At 53.5% G+C, this 14,558-nt stretch carries 10 protein-coding genes; 6 read left to right on the top strand and 4 right to left on the bottom strand.

The features are described 5' to 3' along the window. The first annotated feature begins 319 nt into the window (after positions 1-319). From A3OW_RS0106640 to A3OW_RS0106630, 3 genes are read left to right on the top strand one after another with little or no spacing between them, the layout of a single operon-like run. On the top strand, positions 320-658 hold the full coding sequence (locus A3OW_RS0106640) for an STAS domain-containing protein (RefSeq protein ID WP_026223385.1): 339 nt from the start codon (positions 320-322) through the stop codon (positions 656-658). A gap of 9 nt (positions 659-667) precedes the next feature. Next, the gene (locus tag A3OW_RS0106635; protein ID WP_020562644.1) at positions 668-1,093 is read left to right on the top strand and encodes an ATP-binding protein; all 426 of its coding nucleotides are present in this window, start codon (positions 668-670) and stop codon (positions 1,091-1,093) included. Between the two features lie 51 nt (positions 1,094-1,144). Continuing rightward, positions 1,145-4,492 carry an NAD-glutamate dehydrogenase domain-containing protein gene (locus tag A3OW_RS0106630; RefSeq protein ID WP_020562643.1) on the top strand — a complete coding sequence of 1,116 codons (3,348 nt, stop codon included), beginning with the start codon at positions 1,145-1,147 and terminating at the stop codon, positions 4,490-4,492. A gap of 207 nt (positions 4,493-4,699) precedes the next feature. Here the strand turns inward: A3OW_RS0106630 and A3OW_RS0106625 are convergent, their stop codons facing one another. From A3OW_RS0106625 to lptF, 4 genes are all read right to left on the bottom strand, one after another. Continuing rightward, positions 4,700-5,224 carry a DUF1097 domain-containing protein gene (locus A3OW_RS0106625; protein ID WP_020562642.1) on the bottom strand — a complete coding sequence of 175 codons (525 nt, stop codon included), beginning with the start codon at positions 5,222-5,224 and terminating at the stop codon, positions 4,700-4,702. 240 nt (positions 5,225-5,464) lie between these two features. Beyond that, positions 5,465-7,177 (bottom strand): hypothetical protein, encoded by a 1,713-nt coding sequence (locus A3OW_RS0106620; RefSeq protein ID WP_157385807.1) that lies wholly within the window; start codon positions 7,175-7,177, stop codon positions 5,465-5,467. A gap of 101 nt (positions 7,178-7,278) precedes the next feature. Further along, a complete protein-coding gene (gene lptG, locus A3OW_RS0106615) occupies positions 7,279-8,349 on the bottom strand; it encodes an LPS export ABC transporter permease LptG (RefSeq protein WP_020562640.1) in 1,071 nt (356 codons plus the stop codon). Beyond that, positions 8,337-9,416 (bottom strand): LPS export ABC transporter permease LptF, encoded by a 1,080-nt coding sequence (gene lptF / locus A3OW_RS0106610; protein WP_020562639.1) that lies wholly within the window; start codon positions 9,414-9,416, stop codon positions 8,337-8,339. The genes lptG and lptF overlap by 13 nt, the downstream gene beginning before the upstream one ends. A gap of 186 nt (positions 9,417-9,602) precedes the next feature. Between lptF and A3OW_RS0106605 the strand changes: the two genes are divergently transcribed. From A3OW_RS0106605 to A3OW_RS0106595, 3 genes are all read left to right on the top strand, one after another. Continuing rightward, positions 9,603-11,093 carry a leucyl aminopeptidase gene (locus tag A3OW_RS0106605; protein ID WP_020562638.1) on the top strand — a complete coding sequence of 497 codons (1,491 nt, stop codon included), beginning with the start codon at positions 9,603-9,605 and terminating at the stop codon, positions 11,091-11,093. A gap of 17 nt (positions 11,094-11,110) precedes the next feature. Next, the gene (locus tag A3OW_RS0106600; protein WP_020562637.1) at positions 11,111-11,539 is read left to right on the top strand and encodes a DNA polymerase III subunit chi; all 429 of its coding nucleotides are present in this window, start codon (positions 11,111-11,113) and stop codon (positions 11,537-11,539) included. Positions 11,540-11,665: 126 nt separating this feature from the next. Then, a complete protein-coding gene (locus tag A3OW_RS0106595; protein WP_020562636.1) occupies positions 11,666-14,551 on the top strand; it encodes a valine--tRNA ligase in 2,886 nt (961 codons plus the stop codon). The last annotated feature ends 7 nt before the right edge of the window (positions 14,552-14,558 follow it).

The raw sequence follows: 14,558 nt of genomic DNA, 5'->3' as shown, positions 1-14,558 counted from the left end.
GCCAGGCTGTCCGGAGGAAAAAGTCAAAAGCCTGCAAATAAAATTCGAATTTTCAATATATTATAAAATTCCAAAAGAAAGGAGATTCCCGTGACTAAACCAACCGAGTGTTCCGGAGCCCGCGGTGACTAAGGCGCCTGGAGTAATAACCGGAAAAAATGTCGTTGCCGATCTCCCGGCTTTGAAAAAGAAAAAGGGTTTGAGAATAAATTAAAGAAAAATGCGCGAGCAGCCCGGCCTGGCTATATAATGCAGTGGCCGGCCAAGGTTCATATCGTTAACGTTGTGTTCAAGATACTGAAAAGAATAAAAAATGTCGATAAATTTAAATTTGGAAAAAATCAACGGTTACAGTGTTCTTTTTGTTCAGGAAGAAAGAATAGATGCCCACAATTCCGGGGCCTTGAAGGAGTTTATCCTGCATCTGATCGAACAGGGCGAGGTGAAAATCGTCGTTCAGCTCGAGCCGGTGCGCTTCATCGACAGTTCCGGGCTGGGCGCTTTGTTGTCCGGATATAAAAACGCTGTGGCCAAATCGGGAAAATTCGCCCTGGCTTGCTGCAAGCCGCAAGTTTTATCGATGTTCGAATTGACTCGTTTAAACAGAATTTTTGATATTTACGCCGATTTAAGCGAGATCTTTGATAATGAAAGTTAAAGGTGGTGTATGTGCGATTCGGTTTTTCAGGTCGATGTAATCATTCCGACCCAAACCAAATACCTGAATTTAATCGGAAGTATTGGTGAGCATATCGCCAGGGAACTGGAGAATTTTTGCGGTGACCGTGAAGCTCTGGCTTATCATTTGAACCTGGTTTTGACCGAAGCGACTTCGAACGCCATCCGACATGCCAATTACAACAATCCCAAGGACCAGGTCAGGATTACCATTCACATCAAGGAGAATGAATTGAACATCCGGGTCTACGATCACGGCCAGGGTTTCAATCTGGAATCGGTTCCCACCCCGGATTTTGACCATCCGAAAGAAGGCGGCATGGGGATTTTTCTCATCCGTACGCTGATGGATTCGGTTCGTTATTTCAGAGAGAACGATTGCAACGTTCTGGAAATCATAAAATTTCTAAAATAACGCCGGCGTTCGGCGGCATTGCATTCATTTTTTTATCGGCGGAGTGAGACATTGCACAGATCGATCAACCATTGGGAGCAGTCTCTGTTCCGATTGTCCGCGAGGACGTTGGGTGAAGAGGAAGGACACCGCCTGCAGGAAAAGTACCGATCCCTGTTTTCCGCGTTTTATCAACACCTGGTTTCGCCCCGGTACGCCTTGAAGGACATGCTGCAACTCGAACGGATTTCGACGAGCCATTATCAACCGGTGAGTCTGTTGAAGCCATGCCAGGGCATCGAACATTACCGCTTGCATTTTTACAGCCGAAAGGAAAAGTTTCTGGACGAATACATTCCGGTCCTGGAAAACATGAATTTGAGAGTGATGGATCAGGTGCAGTTTTCCGTCGAGGTCGAAGGTGAAACGCTGTTCATAAAAAGCTTTACTATTAAAGCGGAAAACATCCGGGAAAACATTTTTCTCCGCTTGAGGAAGCGTATGCTGGAGGCGATCCAGGCGATCATGGACGAGCGGGTTGAAAACGATCCGCTCAATAAACTGATCGTCCTGACCGGCATGAGCTGGCAGGAAGTGGATGCCTTGAGGGCTTACCGGAATTACTATTTGCAACTGGAGCTCAGGACTTCTCCCACCAGTATTCATCACGCCCTGATCCGGAATCCGGAAGTCACGCTCTGCCTTTTCCGGTATTTCGAGGCCCGCTTCCGGCCGAAGCCCGAGTGGAACGATCAGGCGCTCCGGGAGGAGCAGGTTCTGTTTCCGCTGCGCTTGCAACTGCTGGGCAGCATGAAATCGGTAGCCGACATCAACGACGACCGGGTCTTGCGGACCCTGTTCAATCTGATCGATGCCACGATGCGCTGTAACTTCCACCTGCGCCTCAATCACGAAGACTATTTCATAGCCTTCAAGATCAATAGCCTGGGCGTGATCGACATGCCCGTGCCGAAGCCCCAATACGAAATTTACGTGCATGCGGTCGATATGGAAGGCATCCATCTTCGGGCCGGCAAGGTGTCCAGGGGCGGCATACGCTGGTCCGATCGCGCCGATGATTTTCGGACCGAAATCCTGGATCTGATGCAGACCCAGATCAGTAAAAACGCCTTGATCATTCCCACCGGCGCCAAGGGCGGGTTTGTCGTCAAGAAAAACGGTTCGAAGCCGGCATGGGCTGCGGCCGGAAAAAATGCCTACATCCGGCTGATCAAGGGCATGCTGGATTTGACGGACAATTACAGTGGCGAGGAAATTGTTCGATCGCCCCGGATCATCGCTTACGACGATTCGGATCCTTATCTGGTGGTGGCGGCGGATAAAGGCACCGCCCAATTTTCCGATACGGCCAATTCGATTTCCGCCGATTACCATTACTGGCTGGGCGATGCGTTCGCCAGCGGCGGGTCGCGCGGTTACAACCACAAAGCATTGGGCATCACGGCGCGGGGCGCCTGGGAATGCGTAAAGAGGCATTTTCGCGAAGCCGGCAAGGACATTCAGAACGAGGCCTTCACCGTGGTCGGCATCGGAAGCATGGACGGCGACGTATTCGGCAACAGCATGCTGCTCTCTCCTTACATTCGGCTGCTGGCCGCTTTCAGCGGCCAGCATATTTTTATCGATCCGAATCCTGCCGACAATGACGGCCCTTTGAACGAGCGCAAACGTCTGTTCGAATTGCCGGGTTCCACCTGGAACGATTACGACCGGTCTCTGATTTCTCCGGGAGGCGGAGTGTATTTGCGCTCGTCGATGGACATCCCGGTGTCGCCCGAATTAAGAAAATGGCTCGGCATACGCTATAAATCGCTGGATGGCGAATCGCTGATCCGTTATCTGTTGACCGCGCCCGTGGAACTGCTGTGGCTGGGCGGCATCGGCACCTATGTCAAGGCCGGCACCGAAAAGCACGAAGAAGTCGGAGACAGGGCCAACGACAATGTGCGGGTGGACGCCGTCGATTTGAAAGCCCGGATCGTAGGCGAGGGGGCCAACCTCGGATTTACCCAAAAAGGGCGCATCGAATACGCTTTGTCGGGCGGCAGGATCAATACCGACGCCGTCGACAACTCTGCCGGAGTCGATACCTCGGATCATGAGGTGAATTTGAAAATTTTACTGGCCGGCCTGCAAAAGAAAAACGTCATTTCCGATTATCAACAATTTTTTATCAGCATGACCGATGCCGTCTGCCGGCTCGTTCTGGCCAACAATTATGCACAGAGCCTCTGTTTGTCCCTGGAACAACTTCGCAGCGCCGGCGATCCTGCCGACTATTTGCGGTTGGCCGAGCGCCTCGAAGCGGGCGGCTATTTCGACAGGACCGTCGAGTCTTTTCCGCACACCAAGGAGCTTCTGGCGCGGCCTGGAAAAAACCTGACCCGTCCCGAACTGGCGGTATTGATGGCCGCCGGTAAAATGTACCTGACCCAGCAAATTCAACATTTGACCGCCTTGTTCGAGGAGGATTGCTGCGATTGTTATTTGTTGTCCTATTTTCCGGAACAGATCATCGAACACTATAGAGAACATCTTTCCGGCCATCCTCTGGCCAGAGAAATCACCGCCACCATGGTCAGCAATAAAATCATCAATCAGGCTGGCTGCGGTTTTTTAAATCTGGACATCGACAGCGACAATTCGAACAAACTCGATCACGTGGCCTGCTATCTGACTTTCGATCGGGTTCTGGACGGCGATGCAATTCGGCGCAAGATTTTTGCCCTGGACAACAAAGTGGCAACGGGCGTGCAATATCAATTGTTGCTGCTTCTTGAAACCGCACTGGCGGATTTTTGCCGATGGGCCTTGTTGCACGATAGAGTCATCCGGCCCGATGAACGGACCATCAACGGTTATCGGCGCTACTTGAAGCAGTACGTCAATTATCTGAGACGATACGAGGGCATTCAGAAAGAGCGTTGGAAAGCTCAAGCGGCACACTATCAGCAGGCAGGTGTTCCCGACAGGCTGGCAGAAACCATGATGCTGATCGCCGGCCTGGAAGATTTTCCGTTTATTTTGTCATTGGCTTCGGAAACGGATCAGAGCGTCGTTACTCTATTAAAGCTCTTCAATGAAATCAATAGCTTTCTGGGTCTTGAGCTCATTCGGGAACGATTGAAAAATTTGCCGGCGCACGATTACTGGGAACGAAAGGTTACCGTGACTCTGCAGGAAGACTTCAAGTCGATGGCAGGGCTTCTGATCAGGAACCTTCTCGTCAACAAGGCAGCCGGCTGTGCGGAATATTTTGATTTGCCGGCGGAACGGCCGAAAATCAGCCGGTATCGGCGAATTTATCAGGAGATAATCAGTGCCACGCCGGTCAATTTGTTTCCTTATCTGGTTTTGGCGAAGGAACTGGAAAAGTTAAGCACGCAAGCCGAGGGATAAGAGTGGATGCTTGAAAGTTTGGCCAAAAACAACAGCATCCCTTAAGTACGGAAACAGAGTGAATTCCGGCAGTGATTGCCGGGATTCACCGAGAAAAAAGGCGAGCCCGGCTTTCCTGCATCCTTGCGAATGTCGTCTAACTTAAGGCGTTACCGGGCCGGGCTCAGGCTGTATCACGTAAATTATTCAATAGGTCAGACTTTTTTATTACGACTCACTGGTCATTTTCGCGGCCCATTGAGCGGAAAATTGACCGAAATAAGTGCCGATAATAAAAGAAACGGAAATAATCACCAGAGGATTGCTGAAAGAAACGCCGAGCAAGCTGTTCTGGGTCAGTTGGTCGGGCGTTTGCAGAAGATAGGCAAAGGTCGACGAATAACCGAAGACGCTGGCGGGTATGGCGGCCAGTTGGGGAAGCCTCGCCGCAAGACACAGCACTACGACCGCAACGGTCACGGTAATGGCCGCCATAAGCGGAAACCCGAGTACGGCCGTGGAAGGTATGTTGGTCAGCAGTATGGCCGTCAGCCAGGCCATGAACACCCCGAAAATTCCGCAGATGATCGTATTTTTCAATGCCGCCTCATTGGCACCCAGGGCAAAATAAGCAGCCCAGGCGATCGTTGCCGCCCAGATGAAAAAAAAGCCGCTCAACGGACCGACCGCCAGAAACGTGGCGACACCCGCCAGTACGCCGATACTCAAGGATAATGCTGTTAATTTGTCCATGTGTGCTCCCCGAAATTAGTGTGATTGTGTAAAGACAAACCTGGGTTTATCTTAAGAGGATTGTATGAAAACCGATACGGAAGGTCAATGCCGTACAGAATGGGCAGGTTTGAGGTGAGGCATCGCTTATGGCGGCGGTGAAAGCCGGCAGCCCGAACGGGGCACAGGCCGGGCGCTCCCGAAAAGAGTGAGAGTGAAATCGGGGCGTCGGCAACAACGTTCAGTCTTTCGTTCTGTCCTTCAATCGGAAGAAGGGGGGTAATACAATTCCATCCGGGTAATCGCCGGCGTGGAATTGACCAGCTTTTCCAGCCGGCACGGAATGGTGCGTTTTTTGCGGTGGATGACGATAAATTCGCCGGTTGAAAAATCGCAGTTATTATAAATAATGCTGTCTTCCTGCTTTAATGCGCGGATGCCCGGTAGAAAAATGGCCGTATGGACCGAATGGCTCTGCCTGGGTCTTCCCAATCCCACCACTTCGGATTCGAAGCCGATGATCTCGATGCCTAGACAAAGATTGCCTTGCGGGTAATGGCTGATGCGGCGTATCAATCCGATTTCGATCCTGTCGCCTTTTGTAGTCGGAAAGGCAACGATCTCTCCGACTTTAACCTTTACTTCGGGAGATTTCCATAAAACCTGAAATCCGTGAGCGCTGCTGTCGAGAATGTCGACCTCGCCGACAGGAATGAGATCCATCTGTCTGTTTTGTTCTAGCTCGATGGGATCCCAGATCCCGTTCTTGCTCGAGATTTCCCGATTGGCGCTTAAGAAATCGGCAATTTTGGAATTATCGGTGGTATTTTTCTTGAATAAAGCATTCATTTGATAAGTCGTGCCTTTCTCGATGGGTACAAGATCGAGATCCGGTACTTCCCAGTTCCCGGCGATTCGAGTATCTTTTTTAGGTTTTTTGATGAATTCTTCCCAATCAATTGGGCTTGTTTTGAACAAATAGCTTACGACATGATGAAAACCGACGATGCAGGTTTTATTCAGTTGCTCTGCTTTTCTGTTGAATTTTCTTCTTTGCGTGAGGCTCAGCGACTTGAGCGCGCGCCTGAACGAAGACTGATAAATCCATTTCAGGACATTCTGCGAAGAAACTTGTTGTTTGAGTAACTGATGAAGATCCCGCGCGGCCGGTACGGACGAAAAATAGCGGGTGTCGGCATCCACGCTTTTCGGTAATGCCGGTGAAAATAGTATCTGTGGGCGCTTGTCCAGGCCCAGATTGAACGTGCATTGGGGCAAAGGCGATGGCGCACTGTCCGGTTCCAGCAGGCTCGAAGCGGCGCATTCTTCCAGAGCATGATAAATCGCCTTCATTTCCCTGGGCCTGAATTGTCCGGGATTGGCCAGGTCGAATAAAAGAATGTGTTTGAATGCCGTATTGATTGTGCTTTCTCCGGTTGTATCCTGAGCGATAACGACATTCAGCAACCGGGCATTTTCCGCCCATCGGTAGATCCGGTAGCAATTCAGCCAAAATCCCGGAGCAGGAGGATGGTAAATTTTCGCACGGTGCAGCCGGCTTTTACCGAGAGCCTCCAAAGACCAATACAAAACATTGGCTTTTTCCGAGGCGTCCTCCGAACCGGTAAGTTCAAACCATTTGCGGGCAAGGGCGAGATACTGTTCAGCCAAAGCGGTAAAGGCGCCGGAGACAAGATCCGCAGCGGATTGTTCTTCCGTCGACAGCGGAAATCCGCTGTCCAGATAATTCCTTTCCAGCCGGTCGACGATAACGTCCAGTTTTGCGCCGATTTTGGGGAGAAAAGTTAAAAGTTGCTGCGGGGGCAGGTCGCTGTTTTCAAAAGCCTGCAATGCCGCCAGCAACCGGCGGCAGGAAGTAGGGTCTTGCTCCATGGAAAGTCCCAGCAGCCAGCCTGAGAAGGATTGCTCGGTCGGGTAAAAAGGGATTTTCAGGTTTTCATTCATTGGCGTCATGGATTTCTTACCGACCGAAGAGAAGCTGGAAAAACCGATCCGATGCCGGCAATCGATTCGGTTCAGCTTCAAATATAGCACATCGTCAGGGCGGCCAAGGTTCAGTAAACGGAGCGCCTTAAAGCCAGCATGGCCAGCAGAAAAAAAGTCAGGCTCGGGGCGACGGCCATCACCACCGGGTTGAGTTCATAGATCAGGCCGATATGCCCCACGATTCTGTCGATGATGTTGAAGCCCATGCCGATGACCACGCCGATCATCATCCGCGCGCCGACGCTGACGCCGCGCTTGACGCCGATCACGAAAGGAGTCGACACCAGGAGCATGACGAAGGTGATGAAAGGATTGACCAGGCGGCTCCAGAAAGCCATCTCGAAGATCTGCGATTTTTGATGATTCTTTTTCAAAAAATTGATATACAAGGCCAGATCGACCAGGGATAAATTGTCCGGGCTGACCACGGCAATTTTCAGAATATCGGGCGCAATGGAAGACTTGATGATCTCCTCGTTTTGAACGCTGGAGGAAACTTTTTCATGAGAGAATTCCGTTTCGCTGATATGGATCAGTTTCCACTGCTGCCGGCCTAGATAAACGGCGCGTTCGGCATACAGCGTTCCGACCAGTCGGTTATTGTCGTCCAGTTCGTGGATATGGATGTCGGCCAGGCTGCCGTTGTCTTCGATTCGCCTGACGTTGATGAATTTTTTGCCTTCGCGCATCCAGATGCCGTAGCGGGTCTGCTTGAGTACATCCTGGTGTTTGGCCGTGACCTTGAGAAGCTGCGCCTGGCGTTCGGTCATGGGCGCTATTAATTCGCCCACCGATAGCGAAACCATGACCATGATCGTTCCCGCCGCCATCACGGCGAGGATGATTCTGGGAACCGATAGGCCCGCCGCCTGCATGGCGATCAGCTCGCGGTTATTGCCCATGGCGCCGAGGATGAACAAGCTGCCCAACAAGGCCGACGCCGGCACCAGTTCATAAAAGACCCGGGGCGAGGTCAGGGCAAGATAAAGAAAAATCTGTTTCAGGCCGTAATCGCCCTGACCCAGGGATTTGAGTTCGTCACTGAAGGTGAACAAATTGAATAGAGTCAAAATAAACAGGACGGCAATGGCCGACCCTTTTAATATTTCTCTGACGATGTAGCCTGTCAGTACGCCCACTTGAACACCTTTTCCTTGATTCTGACAACAAGCCATTGCCATCCGTACAGTCTTGCCAATAAGACCATACCGATCAACAACATTAAAAAATTCACTCCGAAACCGCCCATGCCCGCGGAAACGGTGCCTTTGACAATCCAGGCCTGGCTGGTGCGAATGAGATTGCCGTAGCTAAAATAAATCAGGAAGCCGACCATCATGTTGCCGTAAACGCCACCCCGCGGCGAAATCTGCGCCAGCGGAACGGCGAGAAAGCTGAGCAGCAGCATGCCCAGCGGTATCGAGATGCGGCGCTGCAGCTCGGCCTGGTCATGGCTAATAGGCGAATGCCACAAGACTTCGGTTTTTACCGCGGCCCGGTTGAATCGGATCGACGCTTCCCTTTCCTCGATCCTTACCCCGTATTCGGCAAATTGTTCGATGATGAAATCCTGCCGCCCGGGTTGGCCCTGCACGCGCTCGCCGTCTTTGAAAACGACGTAACGGCCGTCGGACAGATCCTTCAACCGAGCCGATTCGGCATTAATGATGCCCAGGTCCGTGCCCTGTTTTTGCTGTACGAAAACGGAATGCATTTCTTTGTCGTCGGAAATTTTTTCCACATAGAAGACTAGGTCGCCCTGGCTGTATTCGCTGAATTTGCCTTCGGCGACGCCCCGGACGTCGGAGGATTGTTCGTCCTGCGACATCAAGTGTTCCATCCGGTCTTCGGCCCAGGGAGAACTGTACAGCGACAGGCCGACCGCCAGCATGGATAGCGGAAACACGACTAAAAAAACGGCCCGGTAAATGGTTCCGGAACCGCCGCCGGCGGAAGAGATGGCCGACATTTCCTGATCTCTGTACATTCTTCCTAAAACCATCAGGATGGCCATGAACAGCGCGGCCGGTAAAAATTCGATGCCGGCCACCAGAGTTTTCAAACCGAAAATTTTCATCAGGGTTTCATTGGAAATCTGGCCTTCTACCGCTTGCTCCAGCACTTTGATGAATTTTCTGCTGACGATGATAATCACGACGACCAACCAGACCGAGAACAGAGTCTGCAGGATGTCCGTAGCGATCATTCTATCAAGGACAATGATCGCTTGCCGCCGCCTTGTTTTATAGCCGCCAGGCCAATCTGTTGCCAAGTTTGTCTCCTCAATCAAATTCAAAATAAATGTTGTATAATCTGGCGATCGGTCTTCGGTGCGAGCCTATTAAAAAGCTCGTCCGGAAAAGCCTTATCATCAGCAATCGGACATACAGTTATGGATTATTCTATTGAAACCGCAGCGCCTGAAACTCTGCAATATGATTGCATTATTGTCGGCGTTTACCAAGATATGCAGCTTAGCCCGTCGGCGATTGCTCTGAACGACAGTACCCGGGGATTGATAACCGCCATTATGAGCCATGGGGATCTGAGCGGGAAGAACGGCGAAACCGTACTGATCAATTTCGTGCCGGATAGTCAAATTGAACGTATTTTAGTGGTCGGGTTGGGCAAAAAGGAAATTCTATCACAAAAAAATTACCGCAAGGCGCTGGCCGCCGCAATTGCCGGCCTCAAGAAAACCCCGATCCAATCGGCGGCGTGTTGCCTGGCCGAGTGCGACGTGGCCAAGGCCGACCTGCAATGGAAAACCCGCCAAATCGTCGAAGTATTCAATGATGCCGTTTATCAGTTCGTGCATCTGAAATCGGACAAGGAAACCGAAAGCAAACTGCAGAAGGTCGCCGTCACTGCATCCGAAGACCAGCGTAGCCTGGCCGAGGCGGGCCTGGCGCAAGGGCAGGCGATCGCCGCCGCGGTCGATTTGACCAAGTTTCTCGCCGATCTGCCGGGCAATGTTTGTACGCCGACTTATCTTGCCGAGCAAGCGGTCGAAATCGGCAAGAAACACGACAAAATAACCGTCCATGTCCTGGAAGAGAGCGACATGAAGGAGCTGGGCATGGGCTCCCTGTTGTCGGTTTCTCGCGGCAGCCGCCAGCCTCCCAAACTGATTACTCTCGAATATCACGGCGGCGACAAAAACAGCAAGCCCATTGTGCTGATCGGCAAGGGGCTCACCTTCGATGCGGGCGGCATTTCCCTGAAGCCGGGCCTCGGCATGGATGAAATGAAATACGACATGTGCGGCGGCGCGGCCGTGCTGGCCACCGTGCAGGCGGCCGCGCAATTGCAGTTGCCGTTGAACGTCGTCGGCCTGGTTCCGGCTTCGGAAAACCTTCCCGACGGCAACGCCAACAAACCGGGCGACATCGTCACCAGTCTGTCCGGAAAAACGATCGAAGTATTGAACACCGACGCCGAAGGAAGGCTGATCCTTTGCGATACGCTGACGTATGCGGAAAGATATCATCCCGACGTGGTGATCGATCTGGCCACGCTGACCGGCGCATGCCTGGTGGCTCTGGGCCGGGTGCCGAGCGGCTTGCTCGGGAACGACGACGGTCTTTGCAACGATCTGATCGCGGCCGGCGAATCGGCCAGCGATAGCCTCTGGCGTCTGCCTTTGTGGGAAGAATATCAGGAGCTTCTGAAGTCCAACTTTGCCGACATGGCCAATATCGGCGGCAAGGACGCCGGAACGATTACCGCCGCCTGCTTTTTGTCCCGGTTTGCCGAGAATTTCCGTTGGGCGCACCTGGACATTGCCGGAACCGCCTGGCGAACGGGCCCCACCAAGGGCGCTACCGGACGGCCGGTGCCTTTGTTGTGCCAATATCTGATCTCCCGAAGCGCTCAGGCCTAGTCTTCAAAAGCCGGTTCATGCCTGAAATCAGTTTTTATGTTTTGGCTACGACGTCGGAACAGGAACGCTCTCTTTATGCATGCAGGCTGATCGAAAAAGCCTATCGCAACGGACACATCTGTTATGTCCTGACCGATACCGACGAACAGGCGCAGGCTCTGGACGATTTGCTGTGGACTTTCCGCGCCGGGAGTTTCGTGCCGCATCAACGCTACGACGGATCGCTCCCCGGCCTCGAACGGGTCATCCTGATCTCTCCGCTCGACCCGCCAGAGGTGTGGCGGAAAACGCTGGTCAACCTGTCTTCCCGCATGCCGGCAGATTACGAACGGGCCGAACGGATTCTCGAAATAGTGTATGACAACGAAGAAGTCCGGGGTGCGGGAAGGCATCGCTACCGGCAGTATCGTCAGGCAGGGATTGAAATTACCACCCACACGATCTGAGCGGGGCCTCGCCGGCTAAAGGCTATACTTTCAGGTTCTGCGCCTCTACAATAAAAAAATCGATAAATTTTCGGGATCCGGTTCCGCAATTTTTTTACTATCTAAAAATTATTAATTTTCCTCCTCATGGATAAAACTTACTCCCCCCATTCAATCGAACAACGCTGGTACAACCTCTGGGAAGAAAACGGCTATTTTATCGCCAGGGATGGTGTGGATGCCGAAAACCTGCCGGGAGCAGGTTCGGCGGCCCCCAAAACCGACGGCGAATCCTACTGCATCATGATTCCGCCGCCCAACGTCACCGGCAGCCTGCACATGGGGCACGCGTTTCAGGACACGATCATGGATGCCCTCATCCGCTACCATCGGATGAAAGGCTACAGCACTTTATGGCAGGCGGGGACCGATCACGCCGGCATCGCCACGCAAATGGTCGTGGAAAGGCTGTGCAATGCCGAAGGTAAAACGCGTCACGATTACGGCCGGGAAGCCTTCGTCGACCGGGTGTGGCAATGGAAGGAGGAATCCGGCGGCATGATTACCCGCCAACTGCGGCGCATGGGCTCGTCGATCGATTGGAGCCGCGAGCGCTTCACGATGGATCAGGGAATGTCCGAGGCGGTGCAGGAAGTGTTTATCCGGCTTTACGAAGAAGGCCTGATTTACCGGGGCAAGCGCCTGGTCAACTGGGATCCGGTGTTGCATACCGCGGTCTCCGACCTGGAAGTTCTGTCGGAAGAAGAAAACGGCTCGATGTGGCACATTCGCTATCCCTTGTCGAACGGGCAGGGGCATTTGATCGTCGCCACCACGCGGCCGGAGACTTTGCTCGGCGATGCCGCCGTGGCGATCCATTCCGGCGACGAACGGTACAAGCATCTGATCGGAGAATTTCTGCAATTGCCGCTGACCGGGCGCAGAATTCCTATTATCGCCGACGACTACGTCGATCCCGAATTCGGCACCGGCTGCGTCAAGATCACGCCGGCCCACGATTTCAACGACTACGAGGTCTGGACTCGGCACCGCGACGGCACGGCGCTGCAAAATCAGCCGCACGGCGGCTTGATCAACATCATGACCAGCAACGCCAGCTTGGCCGACCATGAGTTGATTCCCGTCCAGTACCGGGGACTCGACCGTTTCGAGGCGCGGAAAAGGATCGTTGCCGACCTCGAAGCCGGAGGATTGCTCGAGAAAATCGCCGACCACAAACTGATGGTGCCGCGCGGCGACCGCACCGGCGCGGTGATCGAGCCGTTCCTGACCGATCAGTGGTACGTTCGGGTCGAGCCGCTGGCCAAACCGGCGATTGAAGCTGTCGAAAACGGCGACATCAAATTCGTTCCCGACAACTGGAAAAACACCTATTTCGAATGGATGCGCAATATTCAGGACTGGTGCATCTCCCGGCAAATCTGGTGGGGACACCGGATTCCGGCCTGGTACGACGATCAGGGCAATATTTATGTCGGACGTTCGGAACAGGCCATCCGCGAACGGCATCATCTGCCGGCCGAATGTTCGCTGCGACAGGATGAAGACGTTCTGGATACGTGGTTCTCTTCGGCCTTGTGGCCTTTTTCGACGCTGGGCTGGCCGCAAGAAACGCCCGAACTGGCACGCCATTATCCGACCAGCGTGCTGGTGACCGGCTTCGACATCATTTTCTTCTGGGTGGCCCGGATGATCATGATGGGGCTGAAATTCCGGGGCGACGTGCCGTTCAGGGAAGTGTACATCCACGGTCTGGTGCGCGATGCCGAAGGCCAGAAAATGTCCAAGTCCAAAGGCAACGTGCTCGACCCCATCGACCTGATCGACGGCATCGATCTCGAAAGCTTGGTCGAAAAACGCATCTCCGGCATGATGCAGCCCCATCTGGCGAAAAAGATCGAACAGGCGACGCGCAAGCAGTTTCCGGCGGGCATTCCATCCTTCGGCACCGATGCCTTGCGTTTTACCTTTGCCTCGCTGGCTTCCACAGGGCGCGACATCCGCTTCGATCTGGCTCGCACCGAAGGCTACCGCAACTTCTGCAACAAGCTCTGGAACGCCGCCCGGTTTGTGCTGATGAATACCGAAGAAGATGCAGGCTCTAAAGCGATTACGGGAACGGAAGGGCAGGGCCATGGTTTGCCGGAGGCGCCGTGCCGCCTGACTCAGGTCGACCGCTGGATCGTTGCCCGGCTCAATCAGGTTATCCAGGCCACGACCGCCGCGATCGACCATTACCGTTTCGATCTGGCCGCACAAAGCCTGTACGAGTTTATCTGGAACGAGTTCTGCGACTGGTACCTGGAGCTGGCGAAAATTTCTTTGCAGGCGGACGATGCCGCGTTGCAGCGGGGCGCACGCCGGACGCTGTTGACCGTGCTGGAAACCGCGCTGCGTCTGGCGCATCCGATCATTCCGTTCATTACCGAGGAAATCTGGCAGCGGGTGGCGCCGCTGGCCGGCGCCAAGGGCGACACCATCATGCTGCAACCCTATCCGATCGCCGATCCGGCGCAAATCGACGAGCAAGCCGTCGCCGAAATCAATTGGGTCATGAATTTCGTCCTGGGCGTGCGCAGGATCCGCGGAGAAATGAATATCGCTCCGGGCAAGCCGCTGCCTGTACTGTTGCAGAACGGCAGCGCCCAGGATCTGGAAATCCTGAACAACAACCGGATCTATCTCGAGAAAATGGGCCGGCTGGAGTCGCTCCGCTGGCTCCGGGACGACGAGCCGGCGCCGGAGTCGGCGATTGCGTTGGTCGGCGAACTGAAAATTCTGATCCCGATGGCGGGCTTGATCGACAAGGAAGCCGAGCTGGCGCGCCTGGACAAGGAAATTCAGAAAATCGTCAAGGATTTGCCGAGAATCGAGGGCAAACTCAATAATCCGGCGTTCGCCGACAAGGCTCCGGCGGAAGTGATCGCCAAGGAAAAACAGAAACTGACCGAATTGCAGTCGCTCTTGAAGAACCTGGAAGAGCAGCAACGTAGAATCCGCAGTCTGGCGTAAAAAAACG

Origin of the sequence: Methylosarcina fibrata AML-C10 (assembly GCF_000372865.1) — a bacterium.
Taxonomy (GTDB): domain Bacteria; phylum Pseudomonadota; class Gammaproteobacteria; order Methylococcales; family Methylomonadaceae; genus Methylosarcina; species Methylosarcina fibrata.
The sequence above is the reverse complement of the archived record's forward strand: the minus strand, read 5'-3'. Positions and strand labels throughout refer to the sequence as shown.

What these genes read in the sequence shown, in the direction of transcription:
- A3OW_RS0106635 (WP_020562644.1), top strand. Translation starts at nt 668, where the DNA reads ATGTGCGATTCGGTTTTTCAGGTCGATGTAATCATTCCGACCCAAACC.
- A3OW_RS0106625 (WP_020562642.1), bottom strand. Translation starts at nt 5,224, where the DNA reads ATGGACAAATTAACAGCATTATCCTTGAGTATCGGCGTACTGGCGGGT.
- A3OW_RS0106620 (WP_157385807.1), bottom strand. Translation starts at nt 7,177, where the DNA reads ATGACGCCAATGAATGAAAACCTGAAAATCCCTTTTTACCCGACCGAG.
- lptF (WP_020562639.1), bottom strand. Translation starts at nt 9,416, where the DNA reads ATGATCGCTACGGACATCCTGCAGACTCTGTTCTCGGTCTGGTTGGTC.
- A3OW_RS0106605 (WP_020562638.1), top strand. Translation starts at nt 9,603, where the DNA reads ATGGATTATTCTATTGAAACCGCAGCGCCTGAAACTCTGCAATATGAT.
- A3OW_RS0106600 (WP_020562637.1), top strand. Translation starts at nt 11,111, where the DNA reads ATGCCTGAAATCAGTTTTTATGTTTTGGCTACGACGTCGGAACAGGAA.
- A3OW_RS0106595 (WP_020562636.1), top strand. Translation starts at nt 11,666, where the DNA reads ATGGATAAAACTTACTCCCCCCATTCAATCGAACAACGCTGGTACAAC.